The organism is Aquibium microcysteis (assembly GCF_014495845.1).
Classification (GTDB): domain Bacteria; phylum Pseudomonadota; class Alphaproteobacteria; order Rhizobiales; family Rhizobiaceae; genus Aquibium; species Aquibium microcysteis.
This window is the reverse complement of record NZ_CP061080.1, coordinates 28,571-47,209: the sequence shown is the minus strand read 5'-3', so window position 1 is coordinate 47,209 and position 18,639 is coordinate 28,571. Positions and strand designations below refer to the sequence as shown.

The 18,639-nt window shown below is 68.6% G+C and carries 14 protein-coding genes; 5 read left to right on the top strand and 9 right to left on the bottom strand.

Annotation, left to right across the window (positions count from 1 at the left end):
- Nucleotides 1-3: 3 nt before the first annotated feature.
- A complete protein-coding gene (gene aspS / locus IAI54_RS00210; protein ID WP_187970464.1) occupies nucleotides 4-1,794 on the bottom strand; it encodes an aspartate--tRNA ligase in 1,791 nt (596 codons plus the stop codon).
- A gap of 694 nt (nucleotides 1,795-2,488) precedes the next feature.
- On the opposite strand from aspS, the gene IAI54_RS00205 reads away from it, so the two are divergent.
- A complete protein-coding gene (locus IAI54_RS00205) occupies nucleotides 2,489-3,760 on the top strand; it encodes an MFS transporter (RefSeq protein WP_187970463.1) in 1,272 nt (423 codons plus the stop codon).
- A 258-nt stretch (nucleotides 3,761-4,018) separates the two neighbouring features.
- Here the strand turns inward: IAI54_RS00205 and IAI54_RS00200 are convergent, their stop codons facing one another.
- Nucleotides 4,019-4,756, bottom strand: coding sequence for a hypothetical protein (locus IAI54_RS00200; RefSeq protein ID WP_187970462.1), 738 nt, complete (start codon nucleotides 4,754-4,756; stop codon nucleotides 4,019-4,021).
- Nucleotides 4,757-4,933: 177 nt separating this feature from the next.
- On the opposite strand from IAI54_RS00200, the gene rnd reads away from it, so the two are divergent.
- On the top strand, nucleotides 4,934-6,085 hold the full coding sequence (gene rnd, locus IAI54_RS00195; protein ID WP_187970461.1) for a ribonuclease D: 1,152 nt from the start codon (nucleotides 4,934-4,936) through the stop codon (nucleotides 6,083-6,085).
- A gap of 51 nt (nucleotides 6,086-6,136) precedes the next feature.
- On the opposite strand, the gene ppx is transcribed toward rnd, so the two are convergent.
- Nucleotides 6,137-7,651 carry an exopolyphosphatase gene (ppx, locus tag IAI54_RS00190; RefSeq protein ID WP_187970460.1) on the bottom strand — a complete coding sequence of 505 codons (1,515 nt, stop codon included), beginning with the start codon at nucleotides 7,649-7,651 and terminating at the stop codon, nucleotides 6,137-6,139.
- Nucleotides 7,648-9,936 carry an RNA degradosome polyphosphate kinase gene (locus tag IAI54_RS00185; protein ID WP_187970459.1) on the bottom strand — a complete coding sequence of 763 codons (2,289 nt, stop codon included), beginning with the start codon at nucleotides 9,934-9,936 and terminating at the stop codon, nucleotides 7,648-7,650. The genes ppx and IAI54_RS00185 overlap by 4 nt, the downstream gene beginning before the upstream one ends.
- Nucleotides 9,937-10,031: 95 nt before the next feature.
- On the opposite strand from IAI54_RS00185, the gene IAI54_RS00180 reads away from it, so the two are divergent.
- The 3 genes from IAI54_RS00180 (at nucleotide 10,032) to IAI54_RS00170 (ending at nucleotide 13,371) form a co-directional block, all read left to right on the top strand.
- Complete coding sequence (locus IAI54_RS00180; RefSeq protein WP_187970458.1) at nucleotides 10,032-10,277, top strand: zinc-finger domain-containing protein; 246 nt, start codon at nucleotides 10,032-10,034, stop codon at nucleotides 10,275-10,277.
- 19 nt (nucleotides 10,278-10,296) lie between these two features.
- Nucleotides 10,297-11,514, top strand: coding sequence for an FAD-dependent oxidoreductase (locus IAI54_RS00175; protein ID WP_338021483.1), 1,218 nt, complete (start codon nucleotides 10,297-10,299; stop codon nucleotides 11,512-11,514).
- Nucleotides 11,515-12,957: 1,443 nt separating this feature from the next.
- The gene (locus tag IAI54_RS00170; protein ID WP_187970457.1) at nucleotides 12,958-13,371 is read left to right on the top strand and encodes a hypothetical protein; all 414 of its coding nucleotides are present in this window, start codon (nucleotides 12,958-12,960) and stop codon (nucleotides 13,369-13,371) included.
- A 130-nt stretch (nucleotides 13,372-13,501) separates the two neighbouring features.
- On the opposite strand, the gene IAI54_RS00165 is transcribed toward IAI54_RS00170, so the two are convergent.
- The 5 genes from IAI54_RS00165 to IAI54_RS00145 all read right to left on the bottom strand — a co-directional run bounded on the left by IAI54_RS00165 (nucleotide 13,502) and on the right by IAI54_RS00145 (nucleotide 18,541).
- Nucleotides 13,502-14,176 (bottom strand): TIGR02117 family protein, encoded by a 675-nt coding sequence (locus IAI54_RS00165; protein WP_187970456.1) that lies wholly within the window; start codon nucleotides 14,174-14,176, stop codon nucleotides 13,502-13,504.
- A 29-nt stretch (nucleotides 14,177-14,205) separates the two neighbouring features.
- Nucleotides 14,206-15,006 (bottom strand): amino acid ABC transporter ATP-binding protein, encoded by an 801-nt coding sequence (locus IAI54_RS00160; RefSeq protein WP_187970455.1) that lies wholly within the window; start codon nucleotides 15,004-15,006, stop codon nucleotides 14,206-14,208.
- A gap of 43 nt (nucleotides 15,007-15,049) precedes the next feature.
- Entirely contained in the window at nucleotides 15,050-16,207 is a 1,158-nt protein-coding gene (locus IAI54_RS00155; protein WP_187970454.1) for an amino acid ABC transporter permease, read from the bottom strand.
- A 6-nt stretch (nucleotides 16,208-16,213) separates the two neighbouring features.
- Nucleotides 16,214-17,404, bottom strand: a complete 1,191-nt coding sequence (locus tag IAI54_RS00150) for an amino acid ABC transporter permease (protein WP_187970453.1) — start codon at nucleotides 17,402-17,404, stop codon at nucleotides 16,214-16,216.
- Between the two features lie 105 nt (nucleotides 17,405-17,509).
- Nucleotides 17,510-18,541 (bottom strand): amino acid ABC transporter substrate-binding protein, encoded by a 1,032-nt coding sequence (locus IAI54_RS00145; protein WP_187970452.1) that lies wholly within the window; start codon nucleotides 18,539-18,541, stop codon nucleotides 17,510-17,512.
- Between the last annotated feature and the right edge of the window lie 98 nt (nucleotides 18,542-18,639).

The window sequence follows — 18,639 nt, the reverse complement described above, 5'->3', positions numbered from 1 at the left end:
GGGCTAGGCGTCCTTCTTCTGCGGCACCACGCGGATGCCGAGTTCGCGCAGCTGCGCCGGCAGCGCCTCCGACGGCGCGCCCATCAAAAGGTCCTGCGCCTGCTGGTTCATCGGGAACAGCGTGATCTCGCGCAGGTTCTTGGCTCCCACCAGCAGCATGATGATGCGGTCGACGCCGGCCGCCATGCCGCCATGCGGCGGCGCGCCGTACTGGAAGGCGCGGTAGAGGCCGCCGAAGCGCTCCTCGACGTCGGCCTTCGACAGGCCGACCTTCTCGAAGGCCTTGACCATCAGCTCCGGCGACTGGTTGCGGATCGAGCCCGAGGCGATCTCGAAGCCGTTGCAGACCATGTCGTACTGATAGGCCTTGATGGTCAGCGGATCCTGCTTCTCCAGCGCCTCCAAGCCGCCCTGCGGCATCGAGAACGGGTTGTGCGCGAAGTCGACCTTCTTCTCGTCCTCGTTCCACTCGAAGAAGGGGAAGTCGACGATCCAGCACAGTTCGTAGCGGTCGCGGTCGACGAGGTTCAGTTCCTCGCCCGCCCGCGTGCGGGCCTCGCCGGCGAACTTGTAGAATTTCGCCGGGTCGCCGGCCACGAAGAAGCAGGCGTCGCCGTCGCCGAGCCCGAGCTGCTGGCGAACCGCCTCGGTGCGCTCGGGACCGATGTTCTTGGCGAGCGGACCGGCGCCCTCGACCGCCTCGCTCTCCTTGCGCCAGAAAATATACCCCAGCCCCGGCTGCCCCTGTTGCTGCGCCCAGGCGTTCATCCGGTCGCAGAAGGCTCTGGAGCCGCCGGTCTTGGCCGGAATGGCCCAGACCTCGGCCTTCGGGTCGTTGGCCAGGATGTTGGCGAAGACCTTGAAGCCCGAGCCCGCGAAATGCTCCGACACCGCCTGCATCTCGATCGGGTTCCTGAGGTCCGGCTTGTCGGAGCCATATTTGCGCAGCGCCGTGTCGTAGGGGATGCGCGGGAAGCTCTGCGTCACCGGCTTGCCATTGGCGAATTCCTCGAACACGCCGCGGATCACCGGCTCCATCGTCGTCCAGACGTCTTCCTGGGTGACGAAGCTCATCTCGAGGTCGAGCTGGTAGAACTCGCCCGGCAGCCGGTCGGCGCGCGGGTCTTCGTCGCGGAAGCAGGGCGCGATCTGGAAATAGCGGTCGAAGCCCGCCACCATCAGGAGCTGCTTGTACTGCTGCGGCGCCTGCGGCAGGGCGAAGAACTTGCCTTGATGGATGCGCGACGGCACCAGGAAGTCGCGCGCGCCCTCGGGCGAGGAGGCGGTCAGGATCGGCGTCGAATACTCCGTGAAGCCGACGTCGGTCATGCGCCGGCGCATGTCGGCGATGATCTTCGTGCGCTGCACGATGTTCTTGTGCAGCGTCTCGCGGCGCAGGTCGAGGAAGCGGTATTTCAGCCGGATGTCCTCGGGATAGTCCGGCTCGCCGAACACCGGCAGCGGCAGTTCCTTGGCCGTCGACAGGACCTCGATCTCGTCGGCATAGAGCTCGATCTCGCCGGTCGGCATGTTGGCGTTCACGGTCTCGGGCGTGCGCGCCTTGACCTTGCCGTCGACCCGGATCACCCACTCGCCGCGCACCGTCTCGGCCGTCTTGAAGGCCGGCGAATCCGGATCGGCGACGATCTGGGTCATGCCGTAATGGTCGCGCATGTCGATGAACAGCAGCCCGCCATGATCGCGGACCCGGTGAACCCAGCCCGACAGGCGCGCGGTCGTGCCTTCGTCGGACTTGCGGAGTTGAGCGCAGGTATGGCTGCGGTAGCGATGCATGAGGCTGTCCGGTCTTCTCGAGAAACGATGCCGGGGCCGCCGGCGGCGACCGCCCGACCCCTCAAAATCCGCGCGAAAAGCGCATGGGCGGGGTGGTTTGTCAAGAATGGAGCCGCCAGCCCGAACTCCGCGATCCTGCTCCACCCGGCATGGCGTCTCCTCACCTTCGTCATCCTGGAACGGCGTCCGAGCGAAGCGAAGGACGACGTATCCGGGATCCATGCCTCGGCCGACGTCGAAAGGCCGGACGGTGCAGGATGAAGCGGCCAGTCCGAAACGACACGGTGGAGACGATGGTGTGTGCCTCTCCCGCACCGGATCGCAGGGCATGGACGCCGAGGCATGGATCCCGGATACGCGCCGCCTCGCTCCGCTCGGCGGCCCGTTTCGGGATGACGAAGTCGGCGGGCAGGACGCGTAGCGTTGCAGGTCCGGGCCACCTCCCTTCGTCATCCCGGAACGGCGTCCGAGCGAAGCGACGGACGACGTATCCGGGATCCCTGCCTCGGCCGACGTCGAAAGGCCGGACGGTGCAGGATGAAGCGGCCGTCCGGAACGACGCCGCGGAGGTGGCGCCAGCATGCCCCACGCAGGCCCATCCGTCGTTCTTTCAACCGAATAGGTCTCCTTGGCACAACCGGGAGCGACACGGCCGGTCCATCATCGGCACCCTGCCACTCGCAAGTCTCCGCGCATGTCCTCCATCCGGCCGCTGATCCCGCTCCTCCTCGCCGCCGGCATCCTGCTCGGCGGCAACGGGCTGCAGGGCACGCTGATCGCGCTGCGCGGCGCGCAGGAGGGGTTCGCGCCGTCGACCATCGGCCTCATGGGCACGGCCTATTTCTGCGGCTTCCTCGTCGGCTGCCTGGCGATCTCGCGCATGATGAAGGCGGTGGGGCACGTGCGGGCCTTCTCGGCGCTCGCCGCCATCGCCTCGGCCGGCACGCTGCTGATGGTGCTGATGATCGACCCGCTCGTCTGGTCGGCCATCCGCTTCCTGTCGGGCTTCTGCTTCGCGGGCCTGTTCACCATCATCGAGGCCTGGCTGAACTCCGGCGCGGCCAACGAAAGCCGGGCCCGCATACTGGCGCTCTACCGCATCGTCGACATCGGCTCGGTGACCGGCGCGCAGTTCCTGATACCGGCGATCGGCGCCGACGGTTTCGCGATCTTCGCCGTCATGTCGATCATGATCACGCTGTCGCTGGTGCCGGTGTCGCTCGGCGACCGGTCGAACCCCGCGCCGCCCGAGGACGTCAAGCTCGATCTGGCGCGCGTCTGGCGCATCTCGCCGCTCGGCGCCATCGGCTGCATCGCCATCGGCGTCACCAACAGCGCCTTCCGCACGCTGTCGCCGGTCTATGCGGAGGCGATCGGCATGTCGGTGGCCGACGTCGTCGTCTTCGTCAGCGTCGGCATCATCGGCGGGGCCGTCATGCAGTATCCGCTCGGCCATCTGTCGGACCGCTGGGACCGTCGCCTCGTGCTCCTGACGACCACGTGCTGCGCGCTGGCGGCCGCGCTGGCGCTGGCGCTGGCCGGCGGCACCCATCCGGCCACCAACTTCGTCCTCGTCTTCGTGTTCGGCTCCTTCGCCATGCCGCTCTACTCGCTGTCGGCGGCCCATGCCAACGACCGGGCGGGCAAGGGCGAGTTCGTGCAGGTGAACGCCGCGCTGATGCTGTTCTATTCCTTCGGCGCCATCGGCGGGCCCTTCGCCGCTTCCACCGTCATGCAACTCTTCGGGCCGAACTTCCTGTTCGTCTTCAACGCCTGCGTCTATTCCGTGTTCATCGGCTTCATCCTCTACCGCATGGGCGCGCGCGGCGGCGTCCCGCCCGAGCGGCGCGGCCGCTTCACGGCGCTGCTGCGCACGTCGACCCTCTTCGCCCGGCTGGCCAGACGCAGCGGCGACAGGGACGCGGATCGCGGCGCAGACAGGGGGCCGTCCACGCCTGCGGACTGAGCCGCGGTCAGCAGGGCACGTCGGCCGCTCGCGCCTTGCCGATGCCGGGAAGCTGATATTCCGGATGGCCCTCGGACTCTTCCGGCAAAGGCAGCGGCGTGTTGGCGATCCTGCATGCCGTGCAAAGACCGGCACGGCGACGCCCGATCGATGATGCTTCCGACCGGCACTGCACCATCGAACGCAACCTCGATGTCGAGGGGGAATGCGACGAGGGCGGGCCGCGGCGGTCCGCCCGCCCGCCCCGGCCCAGCCGCGCTACCGATCGGTATTCAGGTCGTTCAGCAGGATATCGAGGATCCGGTTGCCTGCTGCCGCCGGTTCGGCCACGGCCCCCTTCGGCTTCGCTTCGCCGCCCGTGCCGCCTCCGACGATGATCACCTCCGTCGGGGGAGTGGGTCGCACCTCGTAGAACGCGACGACGAGGGTGTTGGTCTTGATCCTGCGTGCATCGAACCCGCCGGACGCGCTCAGGTTCGTGATCCCGATCGCCGGCCTCAGGTTACCGTCATATGTGACGGCGAACTCGATTGTGCGACCGAAATCGCCGGGCTTCAGGTTCGGGCTCAGCGACTCCGCGAACCAGTCCTGCGCCTTCAAGGCGCCGCGGAAGGGCTTCACCGGATGGTCTACGCACCAGGCCGTGTCCTCTCCGTCCTTCGATACCCGCCCTTCCAGCAACGTCGTCTCCAGACCCCGGTCGCGCACCGCCGCCCCTGCCCCCAGCGCAAGCGACTGGTTGCTCGACGGGATGATCCAGTTCAGCGCCGTCAGACCCGCGCCCGCCTGCTTCTCGCGATTGAGCTTGATGCTGTATTTGGCGGCGTAGTCCTTCAGGGCCGGATACTGCACCTTGGCCGTGGCCAGAGCCGTCGCGATCTCGCAGTGGACGATCTCCTTGACCTCGGACGGCTTGATCTTCTCGAGGTCGGCATCTGCGATCGTGGATATACAACCGCTGCAAAGCAGCGGCGCAAGAAGCGCCAGTCTGCGCATGACGTATGTTCCCCCCTGTCTTCTCCCCAACCACGACCGGATAGTATAACCAGAGATTTATTTCTTCAATACAAAAAACCTTGGGTTGCACGCCCTGATCGCTGGAACCTGCGGGGGGCGATCGTGTCACTCCGACGCGGTGAAGACTCCGCGCCGCGAATCCCGTAAAGAAACCGCATGCACCTGATCACGACCCCCGACGAGCTCGCCGCCGTCGTCTCCGAACTGTCCAAGTCCGACTTCGTCACCGTCGACACGGAGTTCATCCGCGAGACGACGTTCTGGCCGGAACTGTGCCTCATCCAGATGGCCGCGCCGGGCGTCACCGCGCTGGTCGATCCGCTGGCGCCGGGCATGGATCTCGGCCCCTTCTTCGACCTGATGGCCAACGAGGCGGTCACCAAGGTCTTCCATGCCGCGCGCCAGGACATCGAGATCATCTTCAACCGCGGCCAGCTGATTCCGCATCCGGTGTTCGACACGCAGGTGGCGGCCATGGTCTGCGGTTTCGGCGACAGCGTCTCCTACGAGCAGCTGGTGCAGAAGCTGAGCGGCGGCCAGATCGACAAGTCGTCGCGCTTCACCGACTGGCGCCAGCGGCCGCTCACCGACAAGCAGCTCGCCTATGCGCTGGCGGACGTCACCCACCTCATCGACGTCTACGCGAAGCTGAAGGCCCAGATCGACGAGGAAGGCCGGGCCGACTGGCTGACCGAGGAGATGGAGATCCTCACCGCCCGGCGCACCTACGACCCGCATCCCGAAGACGCCTGGAAGCGCCTGAAGATGCGCATGCGCAAGCCGCAGGAACTGGCGGTACTGCAGGCGGTGGCGACCTGGCGCGAGTTCGAGGCGCGCGAGCGCAACGTGCCGCGCGGCCGCGTCATCAAGGACGACGCCATCTACGAAGTCGCCCAGCAGCAGCCGCGCGACGCCGCGGCGCTCGCCCGCCTGCGCACCATCCCCAAGGGCTGGGAGCGCTCGGGTCAGGCGACGGGCCTCATCGCCGCCGTCAACGCCGCCCTTGCCATTCCGAAGGACCAGATGCCCCGCCTGCCCCAGCAGCTGCATTCGCCGGAAGGTTCCGCAGCGGCGGCAGAGCTCCTCAAGGTGCTGCTCAAGCTGGTGTCGGACGAACAGAACGTCGCGGCCAAGATGCTGGCCTCCAGCGACGACATCGAGCGGATCGCCGCCGAGGGCGAGAAGGCCAGCGTGCCCGCCCTGCAGGGCTGGCGGCGCGAGGTCTTCGGCGAAAAGGCGCTGATGCTCGTCCAGGGCCGGCTGGCGCTCAAGTTCGACCGGCGCAAGGTCTCGGTCTTCGAGATCTGAAAGGCCCGGCACGGTCCCCGCGACGCCGCCGAGGCGGGCAGGCGCGGCCCGCTATCCCTCCGCGCGCATGTCGAGCAGCTTGCCGGTGATGCGGGCGAGCTGCTGCAGGCGGCCGTCGGGCCGCTCGCCCATCAGCCCTGCATGCGACTTCGGAATCACCAGCGTCAGGCCGCCGCGATCGTTTTCCTCCCAGCGCAGCTGCGGGATCACGCCCGGCATCGAGGCCGAGAACAGGTAGACGACGCGCAGGATGCCGCCGAGCAGGCGCGCGCGTTCCAGGTATCGCGGCGTGGCCAGCGCCCGGATCTGCGGCGCGGCGGCCTCGTCGAACAGGCCCTCGTGGCGGAACAGGTTGGCGAGCGCGATATAGGCCCGGCCGGGATGGTCGACGCCGATGAAGGCGCCGTGTGCGATGATGTTGAGCGACTGGGTGCCGCGATAGTCGGGATGGGCGCGCCAGCCGATGTCCGCGAGCAGGCAGGCGGCGCGGCGGTAGCGTGCCTCGTCCTCGGTCTCGTCGACGCCGAAGGCGGCGAAGGCGGCGCCCGTCCAGTCGGCGAGTTCGTGCGCGTGCCGCACCGAGCGGGCGCGCAGCAGCGCCAGTTCCTCCGACGACGAGATCAGCGGGTCCGTCGGCTTCTCGTCGTCCGGCAGCAGCGAGTAGAGATAGCCTTCGCGCACGCCGAGGGCGGAGATGACGATGCTTTTTGGCTTCATCACCGCCGTGATGTGGTTGAGCACGGTGGCGCCGTAGGCGAGCAGGCCGCGCCGGTTCTTCGAGACCCGCTCGATGCCCTTCATCTTGTCGATGTCGCCGCGGGCGACGCGCTTCAGGAAGGCGGACGAGGCCGCCACGTCCATCTGGTAGTGGTGCATGACGTGCAGCGGGTAGCCGGTGGCATGCATGTGCAGCCGTGCGAGGTTGCGCCAGGTGCCGCCGACGCAGTAGAAGTTGCGGCCCTCGCCCTGCTTCAGCAGGTCGGCGCGGGCGAGTTCGCTGCGGGCGATGCGCCCTGCCGCCAGGATAGATCCCTTCGACATGTCCTGCAGCCTCAGCCCGCCCAGCGGCAGCGTGATGCCGTCGCCGATCGCCTCGCCGCGCACGTCGACCAGTTCCAGGCTGCCGCCGCCGAGGTCGCCGACGATGCCGTCGGCGGGGTGGAAGCCGGAAATCACGCCGAGCGCCGAGTAATAGGCCTCCTCGCGGCCGGACAGCACGCGGATCTCGGTGCCCAGCACCTCCTCGGCGCGCTGGATGAAGTCGGCGCCGTTGTCCGCCTCGCGCGCCGCAGCGGTGGCGATGACGTGCAGCTCGGTCGAGCCCGCCTGCTCCGACAGGGCGCGGAAGCGGCGGAATTCCTCCATCGACCGGCGCACCGCGTCGGGGTCGAGCCGTCCCGTCGAAACGAGGCCCTTGCCCAGGCCCGCCAGCATCTTCTCATTGAACAGCACCGTGGGCGCGCGCGCGATGCCCTCGTAGACGACAAGACGAACCGAGTTCGAGCCGATGTCGATGATGGAGATGGGCTGGCGGTTCTGCAGGCGCCCCTGGGAATTCGCGATCATGCGGCGGTGGTCGCCTTGCCCTTCTTGCGGCGCGCCTGCCGCACGATGCGTTTCGGCGCACTGGATTTCAACGCCATTCCGCGGCCCGACAGGCTGGGATTCGTCATGAAATACTCCTGCGCGTTGAATGGTTCCTCGCCCTCGTCCGGAACGATCCGGCGGGACGTGCCGTCGGGCAGTACTTCGAAACTTTGCTGGTTGTCCATGATGTTTCCGATCATGATCTGGCCCAGCACCTGCTCGTGCACGGTCCGGTTGATCAGCGGCACCAGCGTCTCGACGCGGCGGTCGAGATTGCGCGGCATCATGTCTGCCGAGCCGATGTAGACCAGCGCCTCGTCCGACGGCAGGCCGTGGCCGTTGCCGAAGCAGAAGATGCGGCTGTGCTCCAGGAAGCGGCCGATGATCGACTTGACGCGGATGTTGTCGGAAAGGCCCGGCACCTGCGGCCGCAGGCAGCAGATGCCGCGGATGACGAGGTCGATCTCCACGCCTGCCCGCCCCGCCTCGTAGAGCGCGTCGATCACCTGGGGGTCGACCAGCGAATTCATCTTCATCCAGATCTGCCCCGGCCGGCCGGCCTTGGCATGCGCCATCTCGTCGGCGATGTGGGTGAGGATGCGCTGGCGCAGCGTGAAGGGCGACACGGCGATGCGCATCTCCTCGGCGGGCTCGGCATAGCCGGTGATGAAGTTGAAGATGCGGGCGACATCCTGCGCGATCGCCGGATCGACCGTGAAATAGGACAGGTCGGTGTAGATGCGCGCGGTGATCGGGTGGTAGTTGCCGGTGCCGACATGGACGTAGCTGCGCAGCTTCATCTCCTCGCGGCGCACCACCAGCGACAGCTTGGCGTGGGTCTTCAGCTCCAGGAAGCCGAACACCACCTGGACGCCGGCGCGTTCGAGATCGCGCGCCCAGCGGATGTTGGCCTCCTCGTCGAAGCGGGCCTTCAGCTCCACCAGCGCGGTGACCGACTTGCCGCTCTCGGCCGCGTCGATCAGGGCGCGCACGATCGGGCTGTCGTTGGAGGTGCGGTAGAGCGTCTGCTTGATGGCCACCACCTCCGGGTCGGCGGCCGCCTGCCGCAGGAACTGCACCACGACGTCGAAGGATTCGTAGGGGTGGTGGACGAGGATGTCCTTCTCGCGGATCGAGGCGAAGCAGTCGCCGCCATGCTCGCGGATGCGCTCGGGAAAGCGCGGATTGTAGGGCTTGAACTTCAGGTCGTCGCGCTGCACGCCCACGATCTCGGAAATCTGGTTCAGCGCCAGCGGCTTGTTGAGCAGGCTGATGCGCGACGACGCGACGCCGAGTTCCGTGGCGACGAAACTGCGCAGCGCCTCGGGGATGTCGCGGTCGAACTCGATGCGGATCACCGAGCCGCGGCGGCGGCGCTTCAGCGCGGTCTCGAAGAAGCGGACGAGATCCTCGGCCTCCTCCTCCACCTCGATGTCGCTGTCGCGGATGATGCGGAAGGTGCCCATGCCCATGACCTCGTGGCCCGGGAAGAGCTTGTCGACGAACAGGCCGACGGCGTCCTCCAGCGCCACGAAGCGCACCGCCCGCTCGCCGTCCGGCAGGCGGATGAAGCGTTTCAGCGCCACCGGCAGGCGCAGGAGCGCGGTCATGCGGTAGCCGTCGCGCAGGTTGCGCAGGTCGAGCGCGATCGAGAAGCCGAGGTTTGGGATGAACGGAAAGGGATGCGCCGGGTCGATCGAGAGCGGCGTCATGACGGGATAGATCTCCGCGTCGAAATGCTGCTCCAGCCAGCGCGTTTCCGCCGGCGTCAGGGCGTCCGGCCGCACGATCTGGATGCCTTCCGGCTCGAGCAGGGTCTGCAGGGCCGAGAAGCTCTCCTGCTGGTCGGCCTGGAGGCGCGCCACCTTGAGGAGCAGCTGTTCCAGCTGCTGTTCGGGCGTGCGTCCGTCGGCGCTCAGCGTGGCGATGTTCTCGCGGACCTGGCCGGCCAGGCCGGCGACGCGGACCATGAAGAACTCGTCCAGATTGGCAGCCGAGATCGACAGGAAGCGCACGCGCTCCAGCAGCGGATGGTTCGGGTTCTGCGATTCCTCCAGCACGCGGCGGTTGAACTGCAGCCACGAGAACTCGCGATTGACGAAGCGCTCCGGACTGCCCTCGGCCAGATCCGGGCCGGGCGGCAGGTCCTTGCGGAACTCGTTGCGTTCGGCGGCTGGGCTGTCCAATTCGGTCACGGTCTCGCTCGATCTCTTCCTGCGGTGCCGGCGGGTCCGGCGGAGCCGCGATCGATACCCGCGGCGCATGACGCCCGGATATCACAGGCTTGCAAACACGCCGATTATGATACAGATGCGTGCCGGGCGTCACCACCCCGCACGATGCACTCCAGGAGATGACGATGGCCGGACACACGATCCCCCATTTCCAGAACGACGCCGGCCATCCGGTGGTGACGATCGGGGTGAAGGAGTTCATGTGCGTCGGGGCGACCGAGCCGTTCGACCATCCGCACGTGTTCCTCGACATGGGCGACGACGTCGAGAAGGTCTGCCCCTACTGCTCCACCCTCTACCGCTACGACTCCGCGCTGAAGGCGTCCGAAACCCGGCCCGCGGGCTGCGTCTACCTGACGCGCGCCGCCTGATCCCGCGCGGTCTTCGCGCGTGAAGACCGTGTCTCCCGACAGGCCGATCCTCGTGGTCGGCGCCGGCATCGCCGGGCTGACCATGGCGCTGGCGCTGGCCGAGCGCGGCTTTTCCGTCAATCTGTTCGAGCGCGCCCGCGTGCTCGACGAGGTGGGCGCGGGCCTGCAGCTTTCCCCCAACGCGACGCGCATCCTCGACCGCCTCGGCGTCGTCGAGCGGCTGCGCGCCGCCGCGGTCCAGCCCGAGGCGATCGTGCTGCGGCGGGCGCGTTCTCTGCGCGAGATCGCCCGCGTGCCGCTCGGTGCGGGTGCCGTTGCCCGATGGGGCGCTCCCTACCTCACGGTGCACCGCGCAGACCTGCAGGCCGCGCTCGTGGCCCGCGTGCAGCGCGAGCCGTCGATCCGGCTCGTCACCGGCGCCACCGTGCGCGACGCCGCCTATCACGCGCGCGGCGTGACGCTGTCGATCGACCATGCCGGCGCCGTGATCGAGGCCGCGGGCGACCTCGCGATCGCCGCCGACGGCGTCTGGTCGACCATGCGCGGCACCGAGGGTCCGCCGCGCAGCGCCTTCTCGGGCCTCACCGCCTGGCGCGCCACGCTGCCGCGCGGCCCGTCCGGCGGGCGGCCGGATGCGGTCCTGTCGGGTGCGGTCGTCACGGCCTTACTGCACGGGCGCTTCCATCTCGTGGCCTATCCGATCCGTGCCGGCCAGGCGGTCAATCTCGTCGCGGTGACGCGCGGCGCGGCGCTCACGCCATCCTGGTCGGTCCCTGCCGCGAAAGACGAGCTCGCCGCCGCGCTGTCGCGCGCGCCGGCGCTGGCCCGCCTCGTCGGCGAGGCGGGTCCCTGGACGCGCTGGCCGCTCCACACGGTCGATCCGCGCGGCCCCTGGACCAGCCCGCGCGGCATCGCCCTGATCGGCGACGCCGCCCATGCCATGACCCCCTTCGCGGCGCAGGGGGCGGCGATGGCGATCGAGGACGCCGACGTGCTTGCCGAGACGCTGCACCGCCATCGCGACGACTTTCCTGCCGGACTTTCGCGCTACGAGCGCGAGCGCAAGCCGCGGGTCGCGCGCGTCGTCCGCCGCGGCGCCTTCAACCGCTTCGTCTGGCACGCCGCCGGCCCGATCGCGCTCGGCCGCGACGCCGTTCTGCGCCTGCGCGGCCCCGACCGCACGCTCGCCGACCTCGACTGGCTCTACGGCTGGCGCGGGACCGGCTCGGCGGACTGACGGAGCGGCCGGTTCCCTTGCCAGGCGTCGCAGGCCCTGCACGCCTCCGTTCATTTCGTCATCCCAGCTTCGTCGCGCCCCCTCTGCCTGCCGGCATCTCCCCCACAAGGGGGGAGATCGGCAGCTCGCGCGGCCCGGCACGGCCGGCACGACCGGCATGGCCAGGCAGGCCTCCACCCTCGCGATGATCCGCAGCCGTCGGATCCGTGACCGCCGCCACCGACGCGCCATCCCTCCCCTTCGTCATCCCGGAACGGCGTCCGAGCGCAGCGCAGGACGCCGTATCCGGGATCCATGCCTCGCCGGCCGCGCCCCCCGATCCGGTGCACGACGAGGCACGCGCCGCCGACCGTCGGCGCCGTCCCTCCGCCGGCGCCGCTCCACGGCCGCGGCCGTCGTCAAGGTCGCCGCCAAATCCTCCAGCGTCGCGCCCCCCCTCCGTCGTCGTTTCGCGACGCCACCTCCGCCCCCACTTCGTGGGGTGGAGGACAGACCGCCACCCTCGCGCCGCTCCTTTCCTTCGTCATCCCGGAACGGCGTCCAAGCGCAGCGCAGGACGACGTATCCGGGATCCATGCCTCGCCGGCCGCGCCCCGCGATCCGGTGCGCGACGAGGCACGCGCCGCCGACCGCCGGCGCCGTCCCTTCGCCGGCGCCGCTCCACGGTCGCGGCCGTCGTGACGGTCGTCGCCGCATCCTCCAGCGTCGCGCCCCCCCTCCGTCGTCGTTTCGCGACGCCACCTCCGCCCCCACTGCGTGGGGTGGAGGACAGGCAGCCGCCGTCGGGTCCGCGACCGCCGCCGCCGTCACCGCCCCTCCACCTTCGTCATCCCGGAACGGCGTCCAAGCGCAGCGCAGGACGACGTATCCGGGATCCATGCCTCGCCCGCCGCGCCCCGCGATCCGGTGCACGACGAGGCACGCGCCGCCGACCGCCGGCGCCGTCCCTCCGCCGGCGCCGCTCCACGGCCGCTCCCTTCGTCACCGTCGCCGCCAAATCCTCCAGCGCCCCCCCTCCGTCGTCGCTTCGCGACGCCACCTCCGCCCCCACTGCGTGGGGTGGAGGACAGACCGCCGCCATCGGGTCCGCGACCGCCGCGGCCGTCACCGCCCCTCGGCTTCGTCATCGCGGAACGGCGTCCAAGCGCAGCGCAGGACGACGTATCCGGGATCCATGCCTCGCCGGCCGCGCCCCGCGATCCGGTGCACGACGAGGCCGCCGAGCGCCGGCGCCGTCCCTTCGTCGGCGCCGCTCCACGGTCGCGGCCGTCGTCAAGGTCGCCGCCAAATCCTCCAGCGGCCGTCCTCCCCCGGCGAGTGGGGCACGCAGAACGCCCGCATCACCGCCAGCAGAATCAACCGCTTGCACGAAGATTCGCCCGCTCTTTCCACACCCCCGATCCCCGGCTCCATACTGCGCCGCGGTCGAAGGAGGACGAGAGCGTGGGCGGGTCGCGGGGGGATGGACGGAAGCTGAGGCGGATCATCGCGACGCTGGTCGCGCTGGCCGGCCTGGCCGATGCCGCCGCCTGCCGCGCCCATCCCGTGCGGTGGCTGGTGCTGTTCTTCCTGCGCCGCGGCGAACGCGTCGCGCTCGACCACGTCGCCTGGGAGCTCGGCGTCAAGCCGGCGGTTCTGGCGGCCGAACTCGCGCCCGCGGCCGGTCCGGGCGACGCCGGTCCGATGGATGCCGTCCTGATGGCCTGGCGCCTGCGCTGGCTCGCCATGGTGCTCGGCGCGGTGCTGGAACGCTCCGGCGGCCGCGACCGGGTGCCCGGCAGGACCGCCTGCGGCCCCGGTGCCGGCGCGCTCACGCGCGCGCCCGTCCTGCCGCCGCGGGCGCCCGACACGTCGTAAGGCGAGCCGTGCCGCCGCGGGCGCCATGACCGTCCCTGCGCCGGCCGCCCAGCAGATTCCCCGGACCCCGACAGGCCGGGCGGCAGAGCCGCCTCCCGGCCCGCGGGTGTTTGCGGAACATGGGGACAGTTTACCCGTGCAAGGCCAGCGACCATCCGAGGAAGACCGGCAGCGGCGTCCAGGCGCCGGTGCGGATTCCGGCGGCGCGCAGGGCGGCGGCCGTCCAGACGTTGCAGCCGGCGAGCGCGTTGAACCAGCCATGCGCCTCGTAGAAGCGGTCATGGGCGCCGTAGCCCGGCGCGACGAGCCGGAAGCGGCCGTCCGGCGCCACGAAGCTCGCCTCGACATGGTCGAGCAGGGCTTCGAAACCCGCCGCGTCGAGCGCGAGCGCCGTCACGGCCGGGTGGGAGAGCGGGATGTCGCCTGCCACCGCGACATGCATCACCGACCGGTCGAGCGTGAAGGCCCGCAGCACCGGCAGCGGTTTCAGGTCGGCCCAGGTCGGCGTCTCGACGTAGAAGGAGCGCCCGCCCCAGCCGACGACCAGCCAGCGCACGGCCGGATCGCCGATCGGCAGGCCGTCGGCCGCCAGCGCCGCGAAGCGGGCGCGGATGTCGGGGTCCGCCGGGAGGGCGATGTCGGTGTGGATCGGGTTCGACAGCAGGAGCACCGTGCGGCGCGGCCCCTCGCCTGTCCCGGCGGCCTGCGGTGCGGGCAGCATCGGGCGCGGCACCAGCACACCGGCCGCCACCGCGACGATCGCGACGGCGAGGACCCGGAGGCCCCGGCGCAGCAGCCGGCGCACGGGCCGCCCCGTCGCGCGACCGGCGCCCGTCAGTGCAGGATCTGGCTCAGGAACAGTTTGGTGCGCTCGTGCTGCGGGTTGTCGAAGAACGCGTCGGGCTCGTTCTGCTCGACGATCTGGCCCTGGTCCATGAAGATGACCCGGTTGGCGACCTGGCGGGCGAAGCCCATCTCGTGGGTGACGCAGAGCATGGTCATGCCCTCCTCCGCGAGCCCCACCATGGTCTCCAGCACCTCCTTGATCATCTCCGGGTCGAGCGCCGAGGTCGGCTCGTCGAACAGCATGATGCGCGGGTTCATGCAGAGCGACCGGGCGATCGCCACGCGCTGCTGCTGGCCGCCGGAGAGCTGGCCCGGATATTTGCCGGCCTGTTCGGGGATCTTGACGCGCTTGAGGAAGTGCATCGCCACCTCCTCGGCCTGCTTCTTCGGCATCTTGCGCACCCAGATCGGGGCGAGCGTGCAGTTCTCCAGGATGGTGAGATGCGGGAAGAGGTTGAAGTGCTGGAACACCATGCCGACCTCGCGGCGCACCTCGTCGATCTTCTTCAGGTCGTTGGTGAGCTCGATGCCGTCGACGACGATCTTGCCCTTCTGGTGCTCCTCCAGCCGGTTGATGCAGCGGATCATCGTCGACTTGCCCGAACCCGACGGGCCGGCGATGACGATGCGCTCGCCGCGCATGACCTTGAGGTTGATGTCCTTCAGCACGTGGAAATCGCCGTACCATTTGTGCATGCCGACGATCTCGACGGCGACGTCGGTCTTGGAGACCTGCATCTTCGACCGGTCGACCGCGATGTCCTCGGCGGCGGCGCTGTTTTCAGCCATGTCAGTTCCCCTTGTCGTTGGCGAGGGCCGTTCTTCCGGCGGCCTATCGCTTGTGTCCGGTATCCAGCCGCCGCTCCATGAAGATGGAATAGCGCGACATGCCGAAGCAGAAGATCCAGAAGACGAAGCCGGCGAAAACGAGCCCCGACATCGGCGTCTGCGGCGAGGCCCAGGCGGCGTCCGAGAAGTTCTGGCGCACGATGCCGAGCAGGTCGAACATGCCGATGATGGAGACGAGGCTCGTGTCCTTGAACAGGCCGATGAAGGTGTTGACGATGCCGGGGATGACGAGCTTCAGCGCCTGCGGCAGGACGATCAGGTACATCTTCTGCCAGTAGCCGAGGCCGAGCGAATCAGCGCCTTCGTACTGGCCTTTCGGGATCGCCTGCAGGCCGCCGCGGATCACCTCGGCCATGTAGGCGGAGGCGAAGAGCGAAACGCCGACCAGCGCGCGCAGGAACTTGTCGAAATTGACGCCCGCCGGCAGGAACAGCGGGAACATCACGCTCGCCATGAACAGCACGGTGACCAGCGGCACGCCGCGCACCGCCTCGATGAAGATGACGCAGAGCATCTTGACCACCGGCATCTTGGAGCGGCGGCCGAGCGCCAGCACGATGCCGAGCGGCAGCGACACCGAGATGCCGACGAAGGACAGCACCAGCGTCACCAGGAGCCCGCCCCACAGCGATGTCTCGACATAGTCGAGGCCGAAGGAGCCGCCGACCAGCAGGAAGAAGGAGACGATCGGGAAGACGAAGAAGAAGACGACGGCGTTGAGGCCCTTCCGCGGAACCCTGGGGATCAGCAGCGGCACGAGCAGCACCACGAACATCGCGGCCACGAGCATCACGCGCCAGCGCTCGTCGAGCGGGTAGCGGCCGAACATGAACTGCTCGAACTTCGCGCCGACGAAGGCCCAGCAGGCGCCCGACCAGCCTTCCGGCTGGATGCCGCCCTGGGCGAGCGTGGCGCAGACGGAGCGGTCGGGTCCGGTCCAGACCGCGCTGAACAGCGCCCAGTTCAGCAGGGGCGGGACGATGAGCGCCACGAGCAGCAGGCCGACGAGCGTCAGGACGATGTCGGCCGGCGTCGCCAGCATGTTGATGCGCAGCCAGCGCACGATGCCGCGCTCGCTCGCCGGCGGCGGCGCATTGGCCAGCATCTCGGCGCGGACGAAGGAGATGTCGTGCTCTTGCATGTCGGACTATCGCTCCACCAGCGCCATGCGGGAATTGAACCAGTTCATGAACACCGAGGTGGTGAGGCTGAGCCCGAGATAGACCACCATCCAGATGGCGACGACCTCGATCGACTGGCCGGTCTGGTTGAGGACCGTGCCGCCGATGGCGACGAGGTCGGGATAGCCGATCGCCACGGCGAGCGAGGAGTTCTTGGTCAGGTTCAGGTACTGGCTGGTCAGTGGCGGGATGACGATGCGCATGGCCTGCGGCACGACGACGAGGCGCAGCGCCTGGCCGGGCCGCAGGCCGAGCGCGTAGCTCGCCTCCGACTGGCCGTGCGAGACGCCGAGGATGCCCGCGCGCACGATCTCGGCGATGAAGGAGGCGGTGTAGAAGGACAGCGCCAGGTAGAGTGCGAGGAACTCCGGCTTCACGGTGAAGCCGCCGTTCAGATTGAAGGTGCCGAGCACTGGATAGTCGAACGAAAGCGGCGCGCCCATCGCGAGGAAGGCGACCACCGGCAGGCCGACGATCAGCCCGAGCGACGTCCAGAGCACCGGGAAGGTCTGCCCGGTCGCCATCTGGCGCGCGCGGGCTTGGCGGGCGACGAACCAGGCCATGGCGATGCCGACGACGAGCGCCACGGGGATCAGCCAGGCGCCCTCTCCCCAGATCGCGCGCGGAAAGAAGAAGCCGCGGCTGTTCAGGTAGCTGGAGAAGGGCAGTTCGATGGAGTCGCGCGGCAGCGGCAGCACCGACAGCACGCCGAGATACCAGAAGAAGATGACGAGCAGCGGCGGGATGTTGCGGAAGACCTCGACATAGACCGTGCAGATCCGCGAGATCAGCCAGTTCTTCGACAGCCGGCCGATGCCGATCAGGAAGCCGACGATCGTGGCGGTGACGATGCCGACGGCCGCGACCATCAGCGTGTTCAGGAAGCCGACGACGAGGGCACGCCCGAAGTTCGAATCAGAGCTGAAGGGGATCAGCGAAATTGCGATGTCGAAACCGGCCCGGCTGGTAAGGAATCCGTATCCGGTCGCAGTATTATTGCGTTGCAGATTGTCGATCGTGTTGTTGACGATCCACAAGACCGCCAGCGCCAGCACCACGAAGACGAGGATCTGGAAGACGATACTGCGGATTTTCGGATCGTAGAGGATCGACGAGCGGGAGGCGCTGTCGTCGCGCAGCGTTTCCTGGGAAGCCATCGGGGACCTTTCGGGAAGTATCCGGCCGGCAATGAGCCGCCACCGGGTTCCGGTCGAGAAGGGTCCGGGGGGCGGCAGGCGCCCCCCGGTTCCGTTGACTTGCCCTTAGCGGATCGGCGGGGCGTACATCAGCCCGCCCTTGGTCCAGAGCTGGTTGAGCCCGCGGGCGATCTTCAGCGGCGATCCGGTGCCGATGTTGCGCTCGAAGCTCTCGCCGTAATTGCCGACCGCCTTGACGACGTTGACGACCCAGTCCTCCGACAGGCCGAGCGAGGCGCCGAGCTTGGACTCGGCTTCCTGGCCGAGGATGCGCTTGATCTCGGGGTTGGACGAGCCCTTCATCTCCTCGACGTTCTCGGAGGTGATGCCGAGTTCCTCGGCCGTGATCATGGCGTTCAGCGTCCACTTGACGATGTCGAACCACTGGTCGTCGCCCTGGCGGACGGCGGGTCCGAGCGGCTCCTTGGAGATGATCTCGGGCAGCACGACGTGATCGTCCGGCGCCGCCAGCGTCAGCCGGATCGAGTAGAGGCCCGACTGGTCGGTGGTGTAGACGTCGCAGCGGCCGGAATCATAGGCGGCGTTCACCTCTTCGAGCTTCTCGAAGACGACGGGGTTGTATTCCATGTTGTTGGCACGGAAGTAGTCGGCGAGGTTGAGCTCGGTGGTCGTACCGGTCTGGACGCAGACGGAGGCGCCGGAGAGTTGCAGGGCGGAATTGACGCCCGGCAGGTTCTTGGCGTTGATCATGAAGCCCTGGCCGTCATAGTAGTTCACGCCGGCGAAGTTGAAGCCGTTGGCAGTGTCGCGGGTGAGCGTCCAGGTGGTGTTGCGCGCCAGGAGGTCGATTTCGCCCGACTGCAGCGCGGGGAAGCGCTCCTTGGCGGTGGTCGGGGTATACTTCACCTTGGTGGCATCGCCGAAGATCGCCGCGGCCACCGCCTTGCAGATGTCGACGTCGAAGCCGGACCAGTTGCCGGCATTGTCCGGCGAGGCGAAGCCGGCGAGGCCGGTGTTGACGCCGCACTGGACGAAGCCCTTGGCCTTCACGTCGTCGAGCGTGGCGGCCGATGCGGCGGAAGCAGCGAGCCCGAATGCGGCGGCGCCGAGTACGCCCGTCAAGATCGTCGTTTTCATAACCTGAAACCCTTTGTTCGCTCCGGTGGATCCCGGATTTTCATTACCCTCGCGGGAGTTGTTGCAGGCGCCAAACCCTCCGGCGATCACGTGCCGTC